This is a genomic window from cyanobacterium endosymbiont of Rhopalodia gibberula, from assembly GCF_003574135.1.
Lineage (GTDB): Bacteria > Cyanobacteriota > Cyanobacteriia > Cyanobacteriales > Microcystaceae > Rippkaea.
The window spans coordinates 581938-602357 of record NZ_AP018341.1 but is presented as its reverse complement, the minus strand read 5'-3'; the positions used below and the strand labels follow the sequence as shown (position 1 = coordinate 602357).

At 32.6% G+C, this 20420-nt stretch carries 8 protein-coding genes and 1 tRNA gene; 3 read left to right on the top strand and 6 right to left on the bottom strand.

What is annotated here, in order from left to right; translation table 11 throughout:
* Positions 1-111 precede the first annotated feature (111 nt).
* The gene (locus tag RGRSB_RS10675; RefSeq protein ID WP_269460791.1) at positions 112-243 is read left to right on the top strand and encodes a hypothetical protein; all 132 of its coding nucleotides are present in this window, start codon (positions 112-114) and stop codon (positions 241-243) included.
* Positions 244-1336: 1093 nt separating this feature from the next.
* Here RGRSB_RS10675 and RGRSB_RS01835 read toward each other — a convergent pair.
* Positions 1337-2845 (bottom strand): UbiD family decarboxylase, encoded by a 1509-nt coding sequence (locus RGRSB_RS01835; protein ID WP_119259586.1) that lies wholly within the window; start codon positions 2843-2845, stop codon positions 1337-1339.
* A 1264-nt stretch (positions 2846-4109) separates the two neighbouring features.
* Positions 4110-4337 carry a hypothetical protein gene (locus tag RGRSB_RS01830; RefSeq protein WP_119259585.1) on the bottom strand — a complete coding sequence of 76 codons (228 nt, stop codon included), beginning with the start codon at positions 4335-4337 and terminating at the stop codon, positions 4110-4112.
* 386 nt (positions 4338-4723) lie between these two features.
* Between RGRSB_RS01830 and mnmG the strand changes: the two genes are divergently transcribed.
* Entirely contained in the window at positions 4724-6637 is a 1914-nt protein-coding gene (mnmG, locus tag RGRSB_RS01825) for a tRNA uridine-5-carboxymethylaminomethyl(34) synthesis enzyme MnmG (RefSeq protein WP_119259584.1), read from the top strand.
* Between the two features lie 3160 nt (positions 6638-9797).
* Here mnmG and RGRSB_RS01820 read toward each other — a convergent pair.
* Both RGRSB_RS01820 and RGRSB_RS01815 read right to left on the bottom strand, forming a co-directional pair.
* Positions 9798-10421, bottom strand: a complete 624-nt coding sequence (locus RGRSB_RS01820) for a nitroreductase family protein (RefSeq protein ID WP_119259583.1) — start codon at positions 10419-10421, stop codon at positions 9798-9800.
* A 1700-nt stretch (positions 10422-12121) separates the two neighbouring features.
* The gene (locus RGRSB_RS01815) at positions 12122-13117 is read right to left on the bottom strand and encodes a DNA adenine methylase (protein ID WP_119259582.1); all 996 of its coding nucleotides are present in this window, start codon (positions 13115-13117) and stop codon (positions 12122-12124) included.
* Between the two features lie 1660 nt (positions 13118-14777).
* Here RGRSB_RS01815 and RGRSB_RS01810 point away from each other — a divergent pair.
* Positions 14778-14850: transfer RNA gene (locus tag RGRSB_RS01810), tRNA-Phe, on the top strand.
* A 540-nt stretch (positions 14851-15390) separates the two neighbouring features.
* Here RGRSB_RS01810 and RGRSB_RS01805 read toward each other — a convergent pair.
* Positions 15391-16086: a response regulator transcription factor gene (locus RGRSB_RS01805; RefSeq protein WP_119260911.1), complete on the bottom strand. Its 696-nt coding sequence runs from the start codon at positions 16084-16086 to the stop codon at positions 15391-15393.
* Between the two features lie 351 nt (positions 16087-16437).
* Positions 16438-20379: a DNA-directed RNA polymerase subunit beta' gene (locus RGRSB_RS01800; protein ID WP_119259581.1), complete on the bottom strand. Its 3942-nt coding sequence runs from the start codon at positions 20377-20379 to the stop codon at positions 16438-16440.
* Between the last annotated feature and the right edge of the window lie 41 nt (positions 20380-20420).

The following is a 20420-nucleotide window of genomic DNA, read 5'->3' as shown; positions in this document are numbered from 1 at the left end:
ATTTAATGAGAAAGATTATCTAAAGAAAGAGTTTCTATGGTTAAAAAACCTACTTCTGAAAGGACAATAATAGGAAAAATTAGAGGAATAGAACCAGTAGCAATAAGATAAGTGCGTGAGCGTAATTTTCTACTAGGTAAGATGAAAGCTTGTTGTGGAAAACGAAAAAACTCTCAAGATTCAATAATTACATCTACCCCTATTGCCACTAGTATTACAGGGAATGTTGTTCTTTTAAATTAGCTTTAACTTGTTGCGTCTAAGTCTTGATATGAGTCGGGTTAAAATTTAGATAGAGAAAAGTTAGAAGCGAGCTCCTATTAAGTTGTTATTTTTTATTGTTGTTCAAGATCAGTAAAATAACTAAGAGTATAGCGCTCAATCTCTGTATAATAATTATTATCTTTGTTTCCCATAACCTAGGCGACACACATCTTAAGTTTAGCTGCTCCCAACAGAGGATACAATGTTTCTAGGGTATTTTAAATTACAATAAAATCATAGTCTAAAGTCATTGTAAACTTAAAAATTACTCTATATTAATAGACATTATTATAACAAATTTATAAATTTACTAAAAAATAAAAAATAGAAATTACTTTTCTAAAATTTAAGCATTAATTATGGCAAATATTAAAGTTTACTTATCAACTAACAATATTTTTTATTAACTTTTTAAATTTTATTAGTTGGGTTTAAAAGATTGCCTATTTTTTATAAAAGAGATTTGAATATTAATTATTAATAATTAATATAGAAGTTAACTTTCGCCATAAAATATTCACCAAAATGAAAATAAAAGTAATAATTTTATATTTAAAGACAGAATAATAAAAAATTAAAGAGATACTAAATAGTACAAGTCAACTATTAAGTTTAATTAAAAAAATAATTTTTGGTTCAGTTAGATTTTTTAAAAAAGAGTATTGATAATACATAAAATCTCTTAAATATATCAAAAAAACAAATAAATACCTTGTAATATAAAAGAATAAATATATAATTATTTGTAATAATTACTTAACGCACATAAGTAATTTAGTTTAAAGTTAAATTAAGAAAATGAAAAAGAAAATGGTCATATTTATTTTTTATACCAACTTCTAATATATAAACAAATATAACAGAAGGAAGATTGCATTAACTGAAAACCGATAAAGTTGTCTGGAATATATTTAGAAATTAATATGACTTAAGCTAAAAAAGTTTAGCAAAGTTTTATACGGAACAGTTGCCATATGAGATATTAATCAAGGTAAGACTTATATTGCCTTGACTTATTAAGAAAAAATATAAAAAAAGTTTACATTCTTAATATTTACTTAGAGCTACCTATTTACTTGATGTCATAACCAAATAGATTATCATTAACTTTATCTAGGATAATATCTTCTAAACCGTACTCGACCCAACGGCGATTAACCATTGTAAATATATCTGTATTAGATTCTAAAGGTTCTCCCCATTTGTGGTCGATTTCAGGATACATCTTTGTAGTGGCGTCAATTCCCATTCTACCTCCTAACCCTAATTTTTGACTCGCGAAATCTAAAGTGTCAAAAGGTGTTTCTGAAAGAATAAAAACATCCCTTGAGGGGTCAACTTTAGAACTAATTGCCCAAACTACTTGTCGAGGATCTCGGATATTAATATCTTTGTCTACAATAATCACAAACTTAGTGTATATAAACTGAGGCAACGCACTCCAAAAAGCCAAAGCTGCTCGTCTTGCTTGTCCTGGATAAGCTTTATCAATAGATATAATTGCTGCTTTATAACTTAAGGACTCCATAGGTAGGAAAAAGTCTGTAATTTCTGGGATTTGTTGTCGCAAAATCGGAGTATAAATACGGTTTAATGCGATTGCCATAATCGCCTCTTCTTTGGGGGGACGACCACTAAATGTTGTTAAATAAATGGGATTTTTGCGATGGGTCATGGTGTGAAAGCGAATCAATGGCGAATCTTCTACTCCTCCGTAATATCCCATATGATCCCCAAAAGGCCCATCAGGTAAAAATTCGCCTGGAGTAATAGTTCCCTCTAGGATAAATTCCGCATCTGCTGGGACTTCTAAATCTAGGGTTTTACATTTAGTCAATGCCACCCCTGACCCTCCATATAGTCCTGCAAATAGCCATTCTGAGAGGTCTATAGGAATAGGAGTAGCCGCAGCCATTATAATTAGGGGAGCGACTCCTAGAACGATAGCAATTTCTAACTTTTTACCATTCTCTGCTGCTTTTCGTAGATGTCTAGCCCCACCTCTGACAGACAACCAATGCACTGTCATAGTAGTTTTGGATTGCAACTGTAAACGATAAACTCCCACATTTGGGGTTCCAGTCTCACAGTCTTTAGTAACAACTAGTCCCAACGTAATAATTTTCCCCGCATCCCCATGATAAGGACGAATTAGAGGTAAAGTGTTCAGATCTAAATTTTCCTCTTCAATTACTATTTGTTGACATGGAGGAAAAAAACTTTTACTTGGTTTTGCTTTAATCACATCAAAAAGAATCTTACCAAAATCAATTGTTTGGGAGATTTTTTTTGGTGGTTTTGGCTGTTGCAACATGGCTAATTTTCTACCTAGAGTTTCTAAATCTTGAGGTTCTTTCATCTTCATCGCCCAACAAATGCGTTCCAAGGTTCCCATTAAGTTGATAGCCAAAGGGAAATCTGAGCCTTTGACATTCTCGAATAAGAGTCCAGGTCCTCCTGCTTGTAGTATTCGGTTAGATATTTCTGCAATCTCTAAATCAGGATCAACTAATGCCTTAATCCTGCGTAATTGTCCCCGTTGTTCAAGTTGATTGATAAATTCCCGTAGATCTCTAGCCATAGTGCAACTGGTTACAAATTTTTATATTTTAATTATGACTTATTGTGGTGAAATAATATTCCAGCGACAAATTTTGATAAAAACCAGTCTATTGTGGGACTACAAAGCATAAAATAAATTATCACGTAGGGTGAATAAAAGTCTAATTATTTACCCTTAAGATTTATCATGTTAATTTGCCAGCTTTACAGATTAAGATATTGAGAATAAACCTGAATAAACTTGTAACTAATGTCTAAACAATTTACTATTTAAAAAGTAATTAAAATCAAATACGACAAACTATTAAGATTATTATGTTTTCCCTTAGCAAGGTTAACTATTCCAATTTTTAGTAAACCTTAAATCAAAAATCACAAAAAATAATAACTAACAAATTTATCAGCTCAGTATTAATGATTAAAAAAAATATTCAAAAATATTTAATTCTCATAGACTAAGTACGCCAAATCAACGAATTATGATTTCTAAAACTATTATTAATAAGTATCTGTAAGGTAAAAAGAATAACTTTTATTCATCATTCTTCTATGATAGCTAGCCTAGAAAAGACTAGTATTCTGACTTAATTAGAAATTAAGAGCGAGGCGCAAATTTCTCTGTTAAAGGCAATTTATAATTTTTGATTTAATCAAATTCTAAATTATAAACATTGCACTTTTTTCAAAAAAAAGATTGTATTGAAAATTTTAACTTTTATAGGAAAATAAAACAATTTATTTTTTCTGTGAAAAAATGCGTCTATATTGTGTTGTCAACATTAGTTAACACACCTATTAAATCCTATTTTAGTCAAACTCATATCTCTCAATTCATATTAATTATTACCACAGATGTACCCTCCCAGGTCAGTTTGTCCTCAATTTATACAAAGAATTTACTATTACCAGAATAAATTATCAACTCGATATTTGATCGGGAAACGGCAATGAAAAGGTGGGGTGGGTCACAGTAGACTGAAGAGTAGTATAGTTCAGCCCTGTATGTTAATGAAACAATCTGGGAATAAACAACTTATTTTTGCTCAAGGAGATATCATTGAAGAACAAGTGGGTCGGGATGTGATTACTGCTTTTTATCTTAGAGCTTTTCAATTACCTTAGGCTTGTCAAAAAAACTTTTAAGGTTCGAGAATTAGAATACCTCATCAATTATCAAAATTTAGCGGATTTTTAGATTTTTTCTCCATTGATTAATTCATGTATGACGAAAATCTAAATTATTTACACAGTGTAGGGGTAAACGACTGTCGACCCCTATTAACTTAACGCTGCGAAATAGTCTCTACGGTTGGGCCAATTGGCCAGTCCTGACGAGGAGGAAAGGACTGTTCCGAATGTAAAACAGTCCCTCCAGGCTCAACAGGGCGGTTTAACGTTATGGCAGCTCCAAAACCTAGTCCAGCGGAAGTGCCTAATGCACTAGTTAGCAATAAAAACTCCCAGAGTAAACCCCAGGGAAGAGTTCGAAGTTGGGGGGTCTGTACTTTCATTAACTTCTCAACACCACACGAGAAAATTAGATCAGATTATGATTCCGCTTAGAGCTTAACCTGAGATACAAATTTTGCCAAGTCTCATCATTCAATATGAAGAACAAAAAATACTAGTTTCTGTGGTCATAAAAAAATTATTACAAATTCAATAAGTGATACTTAAAAGTTAATTAAATAGAAAAATATCTTGAGACTTAACTTGTAGATTTATTTGACTCGAGGACAAATAAATCATAAGAAACATAACTAAACTATCTTTAATAGATTTAATTATGTTTCTTAAATTGATCTTATCGATGAGTAGTTAATTACTCATCGATAAGATCAATTTCAAAATTTGTTATCCTATAAATCAGAGCGGCTGTATTTTTTCGTAGATATAAATGACTATCGATTTCCAAGACACCTTTGATATCATCGTCGTTGGCGCAGGCCATGCAGGATGTGAAGCAGCTTTAGCTGGTGCACGTCGTGGATGTCGTATCCTAATGTTAACTATCAATCTAGATAAAATTGCTTGGCAACCTTGTAATCCTGCAGTGGGGGGACTAGCGAAGTCTCAACTTACCCATGAGGTAGATGCATTAGGGGGAGAAATCGGCAAAATGGCAGACCGTACCTATCTGCAAAAACGAGTTCTTAACAGCTCAAGAGGACCTGCAGTGTGGGCATTACGCGCTCAAACTGATAAACGGGAATATTCAGCAGTAATGAAAAAAATTATCGATAATCAAGATAATTTAACAATTCGTGAAGGGATGGTGACGGATTTAATCCTAGGAAAAAATGACCAAGTGATCGGCGTCGAAACCTACTTTGGGACCTGCTTCGGTGCACAAGCAGTTATTTTAACTACTGGAACCTTTTTAGGAGGTCGCATTTGGATTGGTAGTAAATCGATGGAAGCGGGAAGAGCCGGAGAATTTGCGGCAGTAGGATTGACCGAAACTTTGAATAAATTAGGGTTTGAAACTGGAAGACTTAAAACTGGAACCCCCGCTAGAGTAGATAAACGATCAGTGGATTATCGTCATCTAGAACTTCAGCCCCCTGACGATGAAGTACGCTGGTTTAGTTTTGATCCTGAAGTTTGGATTGAACGAGAACAAATGAACTGTTATTTGACCAGAACTACAGTCGAAACTCATCAGATCATTAGTAATAATTTACACCTATCTCCAATCTACGGCGGGTTTATCGAAGCTAAAGGTCCTCGTTACTGTCCTTCTATTGAAGATAAAATTGTTCGGTTTGCAGATAAAGAGAGTCATCAAATTTTCATTGAACCCGAAGGACGAGATATTCCTGAACTTTATATCCAAGGATTTTCTACTGGACTTCCTGAAAATATTCAATTGGCAATGTTAAGAACCCTTCCAGGGTTAGAAAAATGCGAAATGTTACGGCCCGCTTACGCGGTGGAATATGATTATCTTCCCGCCACCCAATGTTATCCGACCTTGATGACTAAGAAAATTGAAGGGTTATTTTGCGCTGGTCAAGTCAATGGAACGACAGGATATGAAGAAGCAGCCGCCCAAGGCATTGTGGCAGGAATTAATGCGGTTCAGTTAGTTAAAAATAAAGAAATGATTATCTTTTCACGAGAGGAAAGTTATCTGGGGACTTTAATTGATGATTTGTGTACCAAAGATTTACGAGAACCTTATCGAATGTTAACCTCTCGATCGGAATATCGTTTAATTTTAAGGTCAGACAATGCCGATCAACGATTAACACCGTTAGGTCGAAAAATTGGGTTAATTGATGATCGTCGTTGGCAGCTTTTTAAAACAAAACAAGATTCTATTTCTGTAGAAAAAAAACGTCTCAACGAAACTAGAATTAAAGAAACGGATAAAGTAGGAATTACTATTGCAACAGAAACTCAACAAAAGATCAAGGGATCAATTACTTTAGCGGATTTGTTACGCCGTCCTGGGTTTCATTATGTTGACTTAGATCGCTATGGGTTAGGAAATTCTCAAATTAGTTTACTAGAAAAACAAAGGGCAGAAATCGATATCAAATACTCAGGTTATTTGAAACGCCAACAAAATCAAATTGACCAAATTAGTCGTCATAGTAATCGTCAATTACCAAACGGAATGGACTACATGAAAATTGAGACATTGTCAATGGAATCTAGGGAAAAATTAACTAAAGTTAACCCTTTAACCCTAGGTCAAGCGTCCCGTATTGGGGGAGTTAACCCTGCTGATATTAACGCTTTGTTGGTGTATTTGGAATTGTGTTCACAGAAAAAAGAGCATCATTCTGCAGTAATTTCTGATTAAGGAGAACCTATAAAAAATAAAAATTAACTGTACTAAGTACGTGTGAGTTTACATTTAATTTTGAAAAAAGTGATTATACTAAATCCGTTTGTAAAAACAAACTTGGACTAAGATGTAATCCCATAAAAAGTTGAGACTTTATCTAGTTAAGAAAATAGAATTTATTTTTGTAAGCATCTTGAGGATGAGCTCTCAAAAATAGAGTGCTTGCTGTAAGAATAGATTATGATTGCCATGAAGAGATTTTTAAAAAATAATTAATTAGAAGGAGAAGGAGTTAAAACATTTAATAATAATAGTTTTAAGTAAAAAAAGCATTTATTAACCAAATAAACAACTTAAACAATTAGCCCCTCAATTAAAATTGAGAGCAACAGATGGATAAATCTCAATGAGACCAAAAATCACTCGTTAAATAGACTAAAAAATTGTATTAAAAAAGTTTGGAAATAAAGAGGATGGAATGACTAAAAAAAGCTAAGATATTGTTATTAACATCTAAGATCAAAACATACAATAAAAGAGCTTATTGGACAATAAATGTTCATGGATAAACTGCTTTTAAAACAGAATTTAAAGAACTAAAAATTTTTATAAATTCAAGAAGAAATATGTTTGTTTGATAAATTTAGAGTAGAATTGAGGTTAATCAGAATAACAGTTTAGATTCTCTTTCAAGAGGACTTATTGTTTTTGTAAATAAAGACTATGAGTGGTCATGTTTCTATAGATTTATCAAACAACTGAACAGGATACAAATTATGGAATTAAATTCCATAAATAAATACAAAATGATTGAATTTAGTTCATGAGCATTTAGCTAAAGATGTGGGGATATATAAAAAAATCTTATTCATAGAAGGTAATGACGGATCTTTTTTTAGTAAAAAAGTAAAAATTATTTCAGTAATTACTGGAAAATATTCAGTAGCTTTCTCTCCAGAGTCAGAGTCAACAGAAAAATTATAGATATTAATTAATATATGAGCTTTAAGTTTATAAATATGCTAAAAAAATTGATAAGATAGGAGAACAATCACATAAATTTAACCAATAAAATGACAATTAATAAAATTTCTGTAATTTTTTAGGAGAGTATAAAAATGAATAAAGAGTAGCAAGAAGAAATTAAGCAAAAGATTAAAAATTTTCACTGCAAATTGGATAAACAATTAGAATACTTTGCTACGATTAAAGATAATTTGCAGACACGATAGCCATTAATTTAGAAAGTTCTGACTTAGTGAAAACAGTAAAAGAGTTAAAGAAATGCAGACAGATAGTAATCATTGTCTTAATGACCAATCAATCAAGTTAATAAAATTGTTCTGACACCGAAATAATGAAAAGATTAACTTTACTTAATCTTTGTTATTCAACAATGATACTATTAATAGTATTCGTAATTCTGATCACTGTTACTATTGGAGTTCGAAAATCATAGTCTTGAATAGGTAAGTTTAAAGTCCGACATTGGAGCGATATAGATATGTTGGCTTCCCGTACTCAGCAAGTGCAACCTAAAAAATACTCTAAGACTTCAACTTTATCTAATTTTAACCTATCATAAGTTCTGTTTTATTTCTTCTATTTTCTGACCTATCTAAAAGATAACTAATATTTAACAGTCAGTTAATAAATTATTACAAGTCATACAATTTAAGAAAATAACTATTAATTATCTTCTCTCATTTTTTTTGTATCAGGACTAACATAATGAGGAATGAAGGTTAAAAAACCGTAAGAGACTAATTGTTTTTCTAACATACTGAAATTATCGAGGTAAAAATTTAAAATATTAGCAAAGGAACAACTGGTGTTCTTTTTTGTTTCCAACGTTGAGGTTGATAGAGATGAAGTTGAACAGTTTCCTTAAGTTTATTATCAGTTAACTTTAAAAGGTCGACTGAGTAGACACCATATTCTCCTTTTTTTTAAAATTATATTCTTATATAATCTTGATTTGACTAGGCAATTTTTTAACAAAAAATTTTAGAAACATTTATAGTTAAATAATCATTAGCTAGAAATAATCGTTTTTAATAATCTGATTTTTTCTGAATCAAGTCTATATTAAGTTATATTTAAATTACTAAATATTATATTTATCAAAGTAAATTATATCTTGAGATTTTAATTTCGATTTTTACTAGAAACATTGAAGCATTTTTAGAGAAAAAAGTATTTATTTAGAGAGTTCTAAAAAATTAGATTTTTTAACTCTATAAGTGACGCTATTTCTAACATTGAAAATATAGTTATATTTTTGTGTACATAATTTATGTATTAGTAAATTATTTTAATAAATCGAATTTAAATGTCAATTTCAGAGATTATTAAATAATATTGATTCTTTATCATCAAATATAAAATATACAGGTTTTTAGTTACAAATTAAAAATTAATATAATTAGGTTTTCAAACTTTTTAAAACTGACTACAAACTTAGTTTTGTTTTAGTCCATCTATATACTATGTAAAGAAATACAAAAAAATAAAATACTGAATTAGAAAATAATTTACTTATTCTTAATAGAATTAAACATAAAAATTTATTAAAAACATGAGTTTAATAAAAAATTCTCAAGAAAGAAGAGAGTAGTATGTATTGCTTGAGGTTTAGTATTTTAGACCTAAAATATTATCGAACTCGCGTCATGATAAAATTTTTATATTAAGAATGTTTAATAAAAAGCATTGCCGAACATTAAAATCAGCAATGTTCAATGATCTTAACTTTTAGATAGATTAGCTTATACTACCTACATTTTAGCAAAGCTTTGATAAGCATTCCCAATCTGTTTAGTAATCGCCGCACTACTCATATACTTAGTAACGATAAAAACAGTATACACACTTATAACTCTGCTTCCTTGTTGACCAATTCTTTTGAAAATTGAGTAACGAGTAAGTAAGCTAAAGTAAGTCTAAAATAGAAAAGTTTTCAAAAAAGAACGATCATGTAGATGCCGGCTTGTTTGAAAATTTAGCTAATCTATATTTAATTAAAAATTTTAAAGAGCTTGATTAATATCATGATTAGAACCTCTCACTGAGACAACTGCATTAGTTATACTGTAAGCGATGATTTATTATCCTATTTTTTTTTGAAAAAACCGTAAATTATGGTTTAAAACTTCTAATAAGATTTGATATTTTTTTAGATGAAATCCGTAGTTGAAAATTTATTTTCAACCACTAACTCATCTAGCGGCAATTGTCCAGGTTTAGTCCAAGGCTCTTTGACTTTTTTGCCAATTGCTACCATTGGACCCATGACATAATCATCTGGTAAGTCAATCAGCTTTGCTACTTTATCGATATCAAAACCAATCATTGGACAAGAATCGTAACCCATCGCTTTAGCTGTCAACATTAGAGTCTGCATTGCCATACCAATTGAACGTTGAGCTTCATCTCGCTGTAACCATTCCCGTCCTTCATAAAATTTACTCATCCAATTAACTAATAAATCCGCAATTTTTTGAGGAGCATTACGCCAATAACGTTGAGGTTTTTTCTGCCAAGCTTTCATATCTGCCGTAAATAGAATTAGTAAAGAAGCATCCGTCATTTGAACTTGATCATTACCAAATTCCTTGCGAATTTTTTGTCGTAATTCTGTATCTCGGAGAATGACGAAACGCCAATGTTGAATATTAAAACTGGTGGGAGACTGAATCGTTGCTTCAAGAAGCTTTTGTTCTTCTTCAGGAGTTATTTTGTGGTTAGGATCGTAACCTTTGACAGAGCGACGTTGATAAATTGCTTCTAAAGTTTTCATAAAGTAAAAATACCTGTAATAAGTAAAACAGTTGAAAAAATAAATTTTACAATAGAGTTGAAATAAGTTATTGTCTATTCTTACTGGTTAGATTGATTTAAAAAGTAAGACCTAGGTATCATAGCTAATAGCAGCAGGTTCAATATTAGGTTCTTGAGAGAAAAGAGCACCATCGCCAGTATTTAAGATTTGGTCATGGTTCTCTAGAAAACCGTTAGCAACTCAAAGCCATAATGAGCGATTGTTATCACTGTTGTGGCTAACATAGTCATCCCCATTATAAGATAGCAACATAGAAATTAACATCTTGATAGATTTTATCATTGGGGTAGGTTGTCAATTTTAATGTTTTTTGTTTTGTGGACCGAGAAAAGTGTTTTTGTCAAAAGCTTAGCTTGAGTTCTTTTGTATTAGGAGTAAGCTCAATTTACAGAAAACGAACTAACCTTGTAATATGAAGTATTAAACTCGCTGTAAATAATTTCTGTCCGACTCAACACTTATTCTATATTCTATAGACTAATTACTGAACTGCTCTCAATACTATCTTTATTTTCTAATGCACCTTTCAAAAGAGTAGTCATGAGAGTCAAATTATTTGGTTGGTTCAACCTGATCTTCATTAATCATCTGTAAATGACCAAACTTTAGTATGATTAAGTTCATAATAGCTATTAAAAGAAAAAGTGTGTTTGCTGTCGAGCTAACTAAGATTAACCCTATGGATTGCCTGAGACTAACAAATAGTAACCATCGTTCGTACTGCCTCTTTTATGAAAAGAATTTTTTTATTATGGATTGTTTATCAGAAAAAGATAATTTAAATTTTCAATTACGCATTGTATCTAAATTTCAGATAGTTGAACTATTATAAATTAAATTTGAGAGCATGAGTGCATTCACTCAGTCAATAAACTGGCGACTGATTTAGAAAATTATTTAGGAGTGCCATTATCTTATCGTATTATTCGCAAAGTTATACCGATATGAATAGATCGAGCTTTGACGGACTCTGTCTTTATATTTTCAATAGCTTCGGAGAAGCAGAATTAGAAGTTTTCCAGCAATACTTCTATCCAACAGGAATACTTATAATGAACACCCCAATTTCTTTTGGCATTTTTATTTTAGATCTAAAAATAGATAAATTTATAACTTACTATAGAAATAGTACAATTTAATTGACATTATGGAGACCATGTTGCTTAACTTGTAAGTTAAACAACATGATATGGTTACCTATATTGGTTTACTATTTAATTTTTCTAGTTTAGTGATTTATTCTATAACTAATATTCTTCGCATCATTGGTATGGCGCCTAGTTACTTATAAGTCTAAGTAATTTACTACAATACTAATAAATAAAAATACCTCTATTCACACAGTATTTACTTAAAAAAGGCTGTTAATGGTAATTAATTCAGTCAAAAACAAAAGAAATAAGTTACATATTAGATATTTTTTGTTCAAGTAATATGGGAGTTTTTTAAAAAACTAAAGGAAGTTATTTGTGAATCTTTATTCTACCAACTTTTATTGCAAAGTAAGAACTAAAACAAGGAAAATTATAAATTATTTTGTCTAACAAATTTTCCCCAGAACTAACTTTTTAGCTGATTTATCCAGTGATTGGCTACTTTTATACTTAATTTATTTAAAATAACTTGTCTATATTTTTTATATTTAAAATTAATGAGGATTAAATTTTATTGATATAGTCTGAATAATTTGTTACGAGAATCTCTCTGATTTTACCACGACTATTCCCCTTAGAGTTAATCATCCGTGAAGCAAGAATGCGTTTAATATTAAACTCACAATATAATTCATCGAAAAAAAAATCTTCAATATAATTGGTTGGATCAGAATTACTTAACATTTGATAAGATCCTTTCTTAGATACTTCGATAAAAAGATCTCTTAACCGTCGTTGTTCATTATCTTTAAAATCTAAAGAACTATAAGCATTAAAAGTAGCAGTTTTACTAATAGAACGATAAGGAGGATCATAATAAATAAAAGTATTTTTATTTGCATATTTTAGGACTTCGGAAAAATCACATTGTTTAATTTCTACAATTTTTAATGCTTGACTAACAGCCCTAATATTGCTGCTGTTGAGTATGGCTGGGTTTTTATATTTACCCATAGGGACATTGAACAAACCCTTTCGATTTACTCGATACAAGCCATTAAAACAAGTACGGTTAAGAAAGATTGTTAGAGCAGCACGTTCTACCCAATTTCTCTGATGAATATCAGTATCAACTTTCTTATCAAAAGTATTGTAATCGTTTCTAGATTGATAGTAAAAATTTTTTCTTTTCTCTTCAGTTAAATTTAGATACTTTTCTTTTATTTTAGATAATCTATCAATTAGTAACTCGGCGTTATTTTTAATAACTTTGTATAGAATAATTAACTCAGTATTTTTATCAAAAAAATAAGCTTTTTCAATATTAAAATGATAGTAAACATCAAAAAAGACAGAAGCTCCTCCAACAAAAGGTTCTATGTACGTTTTTAGAGAACCTTGTTGTAGTTTTGAGGGATATTGCTTTTGGATTTGTGGTAGTAATTTCATCTTTCCTCCTGCCCATTTTAGCACAGGATAAGCTTTAAGTCTTTTGGAATTTTCTAGATTATAAAAAGATTGTAATTGTTTGATTTGACAAATTTTTTTTTTATATTTCATTTTAATTTTTAAGTCAAACTAGTTAACCTTTGTTTACACTCTTTCTGCAAACATAAAATTCTTTTTGCTGTTACTCTAAATTTAGACTATGATGTCCAATATTCTAACTCATTTAAGTTTAATTAACAAATATTTAATATTTGTTAATTAAATAACTTTTAACTGACCTTTTTTAACTTTTATTTTTCTAAAATCAAGATGTTAATATAGAATCAATCAAATTAATTTGAAGAAAAATAAAAGTTTTTTAAGTAAAAATATTACAGAAAATTATTCGCTAAGTCATTCATTGCTTGCAATGAATAATTGTTTCCTAATCCAGGGTACACTAAAACCTAATAGTTTGTTATATTTAGGATTTAAATAGGCTATAGATTACGAAAATAAGAATATTATATCCTACACTATATAATACTGATAAAATCATGTAATAGTATTTATTACGGAATATTTTAACTTTTTTATAATATTTTTTGGAAGGAAAACCATCAAATATTTGATAGTAACTCTCGAAAAATTTTTTATTTTTTTTACTATAATTCAACTCTTTTTTTGTAAAAAACTATATATTTACTTCAGTTCCTATATATAGGTTTTCTATTTTTTAACTTTTAAAAATATTCTTTTTTAAGAAACTACCCCTATTCTATATTTTAATCTCAGATGATGACAATAGTATTCGAACTTTTTTTAAAAACCTCTCCTTTTTAGCTTAAAACTTTTCTAAGACAATTTTCTGTATATACTTCTTCATTTATTTTTTTAGTTATCTAATAAATATTCTCTATTCGAATTTAATTTTACAAGGCATTGTGATATTAACAATTATCTTAACGGTAAATAATTATTAATTTATAAGTTAATTTTTGATAGACTTTACTTATAAATTAGCTATTTTATCAAAATTTTATTAAGTAAAATACTATCTAATGAATTGCTGATCATACACATTTTTAATAGTTGTATTTATTGGTTATTAATTAATCTATGTAAAAATGATAGTTTTATAGAAATCATGCATTAATGTATAAACCCAAATATAATTTATCTCAAAAAATAATGTAATCAATAAAAATAAGGAAAAAAAAACTGACAGTATAAAGATATTTTTAAAAATAGGAGTTTATTTATCTAAACTCTTACCAAGAATAAGTATCTATTTTTTTAGATCTCTATGCTTTGTATTTAAAGACTAAAATTAAGTCTTTGGAGTTAATAAAAGTTTATCCATTCAATTAAAGATAATTTATTCAATCGTTGAATATCGCTACTGTTTTATCAGGTTAGAATTAATAAAATTTAAAAAGTTAATTGATGATTAATATCAAAGTGAATTATCTATTGAAGTTAATTTTTATTTTGCTTGAGAGTATTTATACTAAAATTTAGTTTTCTTATTTTTTAATATAATTGGTAATTATTGAATAATTTTGATTTAATCTTAATGTCATGATTGCCGCTTCATCTTTTGTAGATAAAATACATTGTACGTAATTTATAGACGGATAATTCCTATATTATTGATCTCTCCAAGCACGTCGAACGTAAAACTTAATTAGGCTAAGATAGCCTCCAAAAGGAAATTGCAGAAAATTTTATTTTTCTTCTTGCAATTAACTTAAATTTTTGCTAGGCTTATAAATGATTAAAAAAGTTAGTTGCCGGGATAGCTCAGTTGGTAGAGCAGTGGACTGAAAATCCTCGTGTCGGCGGTTCAAATCCGCCTCCTGGCATTTTTGCGTTAGGGAGACTTTGTACTTTGTAGTATATAAAGTTCTTTTAGAATCCGATGTTCCGAGTAATAAGAGGCAATTGCAATAGAAATAATGATAAAATCATTCATAACTATTGCAGGAAGAGTCCCCTTTTTTTAATAAGTTCCACTTCCCTTTTTCTTCCTAACTTTTCCTTGAACTTATGTTGACCTATTAGGATAAATAATAAAGTCAATCAGCTATAAAACTAATTTCAATTTTTAGATACACGAACAAGCACATCGATAAAAACAGCACAATTAAATCAAATAGATCAACATAATTTTGCTAAATATACAGAGAACATAAAATATTCTAAAAAACTAGAATTAAAAAATTGATTCTAAATTATTACTTTACATTCGTTAAAGTTACTGTCCTAGCATAAGTATGTTCTCAGTGTAAAGAAATAAATTTCGGTAGTAAAATAACTAACAAAGTTTAATTAAACCCTTATACAAGAAACCCCTAAAATTCTCTCAGTATTGATGTTTCTACCCATTAATTAATGATTATATTTCAATTGGTTAGTCCGTGTTTGAGGGCAAAACGGACTAGTTCTGTTCGACTATTAGTTTCTGTTTTACCAAACAAACGACTAACATATTTTTCTACATTCCTCACACTGGTATTCAAACGCACGGCAATCTCCTTATTCATCAGCCCTTCTGCTACCAGATCTAAAACACTTTGTTCTCGCGGCGTTAATTCAATTTTAAGGGGGGGAGGAGTAGTTATTAAATGAGGCTGTTGAACAATTTGCGCTTTAAGTTCTCGAATCTCCTGGGCAATTTCTTCTAATTTTGTTGTTTCACCACTTGACTGAATACTGACTTGTCGGCGTTCAAGTAGACTTTTAATGATAGCTTCTAATTCTTCGGGATCAAAGGGTTTAGATAAGTAAGCATCACAACCGGACTGATATCCGCGAATGCGATCTGGAGTCATTCCCCTAGCGGTTAAAAAAACAACGGGAAGGGCTTTATATCTGGCATCTTCTCGAAGTTTTTGTAAAAATTGGTAGCCATCTATCTGTGGCATCATAATATCAGAAATAACTAAATCAGGGATGGTTTTCTCAATAAGTTCCCAGGCTTGATTAGCACTACTGGCAACTTCAACTTCAAAATCTCCACTATATTCTAAGTAAGCTTGTGTAGATTCACGGATTCCAGGTTCATCATCTACTAACAATATCTTCCCAGGATTTGACATAAGTTCTCTCGCTTGTTTAATAACAATCAAGTATTTATGTTAATGACACTTAACTGTTATTTTCCTATATTTTAACCTAACTTCTAGTATCTAACTGAGGTTATATTGACGATTTATTTAATTTTATATCGCTTTATCTAAACGCCAGTCATTGGCTAAAAGCTGGTAATTCTCCCACTTCAAAAAAGTCTAATAAGACTTTATTTATTGACCTGGTTTTTATAAAAAAATTTCCCTCAAACTAGTCCTTCGGTTTTACTGAAGGCCTGGTTTGAGGGTTTAATAAACCCTCTAAGTTGAACTCACGCTAATCCAATGTCATCTTACTCCGTGAGTATTAGAATCAAATTCTCAAAGAGTATCAGAAATATCAGAATCAAGTTCCCAAGGAATATCAGATTTAGTGTAAGCACGGGCAATATTATCATCAAGAACCATATGCTCGTCTACTTCATTTAAATTGGAATTTAATAAATGTCCTGATGGGTTAGAGTCTGAGGAGGAAGCTAAAGACTCCCATGAGCAAGATTTTTCCAATTCACTATTATTATGTGAAGTAGAACGGAATAGCCGTTCTGAGTCGATTTCTACATCCCCCATGGAGAAGTCCTCATGGGTATGAAAACCAGTTCCAGCTGGGATTAAACGACCGATAATCACATTTTCTTTGAGACCTCGTAACCAGTCGGATTTACCTTCAATCGCTGCCTCGGTCAAAACCCTAGTCGTCTCTTGGAAAGAAGCTGCACTAATAAACGAGTCTGTATTTAACGAAGCTTTGGTAATTCCCAAAAGGATTGGGGTATATCGGGCGGGTGCACCTCCTGTGATAGCCATCGCCTCATTGACCTGTTCAATTTGGCGCAACTCAACTAATTCTCCCGGTAACATGGTGGTATCTCCTCCATCATCTACCCGAACCTTAGCGGTCATCTGGCGAACAATGACTTCAATATGCTTATCAGAAATATCAATTCCTTGGGACTGATAAACCATTTGCACTTGATTTACCAAGAATTTTTGGGCAGCTCGTAATCCTTTAAGAGCTGCTTCATAAACCCCTAGCAAGTCCACATAATAATTAAAAAATACTTCTAGGATTTCATGGGGATTCGCAGGTCCATCAGTCAACTGATCACCGACTTCCACACGAGTTCCATCAGACACCATCACATTTTGGGAAGGGAGAATGGGATATTCACTCACCGTTCCGTCATCTTCAATAATCTTAACATCCACCATTTCATCATCTGAATACTCAACTTGAGTAATCCCTGGTTTCCGGGCTAATACACAACCCTCCTTCGGTTTACGAGCTTCTAACAATTCCTCAATTCGAGGCAGCCCTTGGATAATATCCCCAGTTTTCGAACGTTCAAACACCAATAGAACTAAATTATCCCCCCGTTGCACTAAATCTCCATCGTCAATATGCAAAATAGCTCCAGGAGAGACCCGATAAGGCCGAGCTCTACGTAAAACAACTTCGAACCTTGAATTATCCTGAGTTTGGGAAACGGCTACCACCCGCCCCGACGACCGTACTTTGATGCCGGCGGCTAACTCAGCATCAGCTACCATCAGGTCTTCTGGACCAACGATGGGTTTTTCATCAACGGTAATGGTTTCTAAATCGTCATCACGTACTACTAGAATTCGGCGAATTGCTTCAATTCCCTGCTTGATCCCTCGTACTTCACCGACGGAAGTACACTGAATTTCTGTCTTAGCCACTACAGCCCCAGGAGGAATCTGCTCCCCATTAGATACCAGCACATTAGTTTGGATCTTGCCTCCGTGAGGATCACTATCAAGATCTCGACGCAACACCAAAGATTCCAAAATAACTAACTGTAATCGTTGACAGTCAGCGTCTTCATCAGTTTTTAATTCAATATCAGCTACGAGATTCGTTCCATGCTCCGATTCTTTTTGATCAATTTCTAAGACTAGCTGGGTACTTAACAACTGGGTACCATCGACTGACTTAACCCGTTCCCCGTCTTTAAAAAATAGTTTCTGACAAGGAAGTAACTCAATGGTCCGTCCCCGAGCATCATTAATGGAGCCTTGAGAAGGAGCTAATGGTTCGTCTGAAACAAGATATTCTTCAACTGGACGCAGTAGCAAGCCCAATCCATCGGGACTTTCAATCCATTCTCCTTGACACAGACTTCCAGTAGTAACATCAGGTAAAACTTGAGTTCCCGGAGGAATTAACGCGCCGTCCTCAATGCCAACCTTGTCTGGGTCAACATCAAAGTAAAAGTCTCCCGGTTTAATAATAATTTCTCGAAGAATATCATTTTTTTGAACTACTTCGACCACTCCACTGCTGCCACAGAAAATATCTTTGACGACTTCAGTTCCTGCTTCAACAAACTGTCCATCTTCGGATAAGAGTAATGAAATATCTTTATTAACTTCATGAGTTTCTTCAGGAATCCATAACAAACTTCCTCCTTTAGTTACTTCATACCCTGTCTTACGACTTCCTTTGGATACCTCAATGCCACCATAGCGTAAAATTCCGCCAGTATTAGTCTGATAGCGATCATCAATTAATTCAGCAATGATGGCATGATTTTGTACTTTAGTTTGAGGAGCTGCTAACAATAAAAATTGCTGTCCATCAGCCGTATGAATAATATATTGTTCTCGACCTCCGGTACCTTCCATTTTGACTTCAGCTTGATCTAATAAAACTGAGGCCGTAATAATCTCAATTTCACGACTACCGGTAGCGGTGCGCACTACACCTCCACTCGTTGAGACCAATTTCGTTTCCGCTAAAATTGTCCCTGGTTTAACCTTATCTCCGTTAGCGACGACTGGTTCCGCCGCTGGCGGCAAGTTATAGACTTGTCCTGACAGCACCCACAGTAATCCCCCCCGTTGAGCAATACGGGTGCTATTCCCCTGGCGATCTGTTTTTTCTTCTGGCATTAACTGGGCAAAAAGCACTTCCCCTGCTAAATCAGTGGTTACATCTTTGGTTGCCCGTTCAGTTGACTTTTGTACCCGCGCATTAGTCACTTCAGCTAATAGCTGATCTGGGCTAACTACTGTTCCATCAGCCACAAAGATAAAGGAGCCTGGGGTAACAGAGTTGGATACTTTTTTTCCTGAGCCGTTTGGAGTCCAAATGATATCCCCTGCAATTTCTACTTGGAAGGCTTCATCTCCATGACGAGTCCGTACCTTACGAGTGCTCAATCCTTTTCCCCAAGTTACGGTTCCGTTATTGGGGGCTTTTATCACCCTAGCTACTTCTCCGGTAAAGACTCCTCCAGTGTGGAAAGTCCGCATAGTTAGTTGTGTCCCTGGTTCTCCGATGGATTGGGCAGCAATAATGCCTACTGCTTCCCCTAAATCCACGAGACGACCAACAGCTAGACTCCAACCATAGCACTGTTGACAGACTGAGCGAGCTGCCTCACAAGTTAAAGGAGATCGCACCATGACTTCTTCGACATGTTCGCTGATCAAGGAGGCAAGCTCTGGATCAATGCTTTGATTGCGCTGGACTAACACTTGCCCATCTACGACAACATCTTCGGCTAACACCCGTCCTAATAAACGGTCTACTAGAGGAATTTTGACACGATCACCATCTTTCATAGCAACCACTTTCAGTCCCCGCTTAGTTCCACAATCTATCTCCCTCACAATCACATCTTGGGAAACATCGACTAAACGACGAGTTAAATAGCCTGAGTCGGCTGTTCGTAGTGCTGTATCTACTAAGCCTTTACGTGCCCCATAGGAAGAGATAACATATTCTGTTACGGTTAACCCTTCTCGGAAGTTAGTTTTAATGGGTAAGTCAATAATTTCCCCTTGAGGATCAGCCATCAAGCCTCGCATACCCACTAATTGACGTACTTGGCTCATATTTCCTCGTGCGCCAGAAAATGCCATCATATATACCGAATTGAGGGGATCGGTTTCTTGAAAGTTCCGAATTACTTCATTTTTTAGTTCTTCTGAGGTACTATTCCAAGTATCAATTACCTTGGTAAAGCGTTCAACCTCAGTAATTTCTCCTTTAGCATAGCGATCCTGGGTGATACGTATTGATTGTTCAGCACTATCGAGTAATCCCCGTTTGGTGGGGGGAATTGTTAAGTCATCAATACTAATCGACACCCCAGCTTTCGTAGCATAGCAAAATCCTAAATCTTTTAAATTATCAGCCATTTGAGAGCTTCGCGCAGACCCATAATTCCGGTAAGCCCAAGCAATTAACTTTTTCAAACAACCCTTATCAACGATGTGATTATAGAATGTCATATTTTTTTGATGTGTTAACAGTTAATAGTTGATAGTTAAGT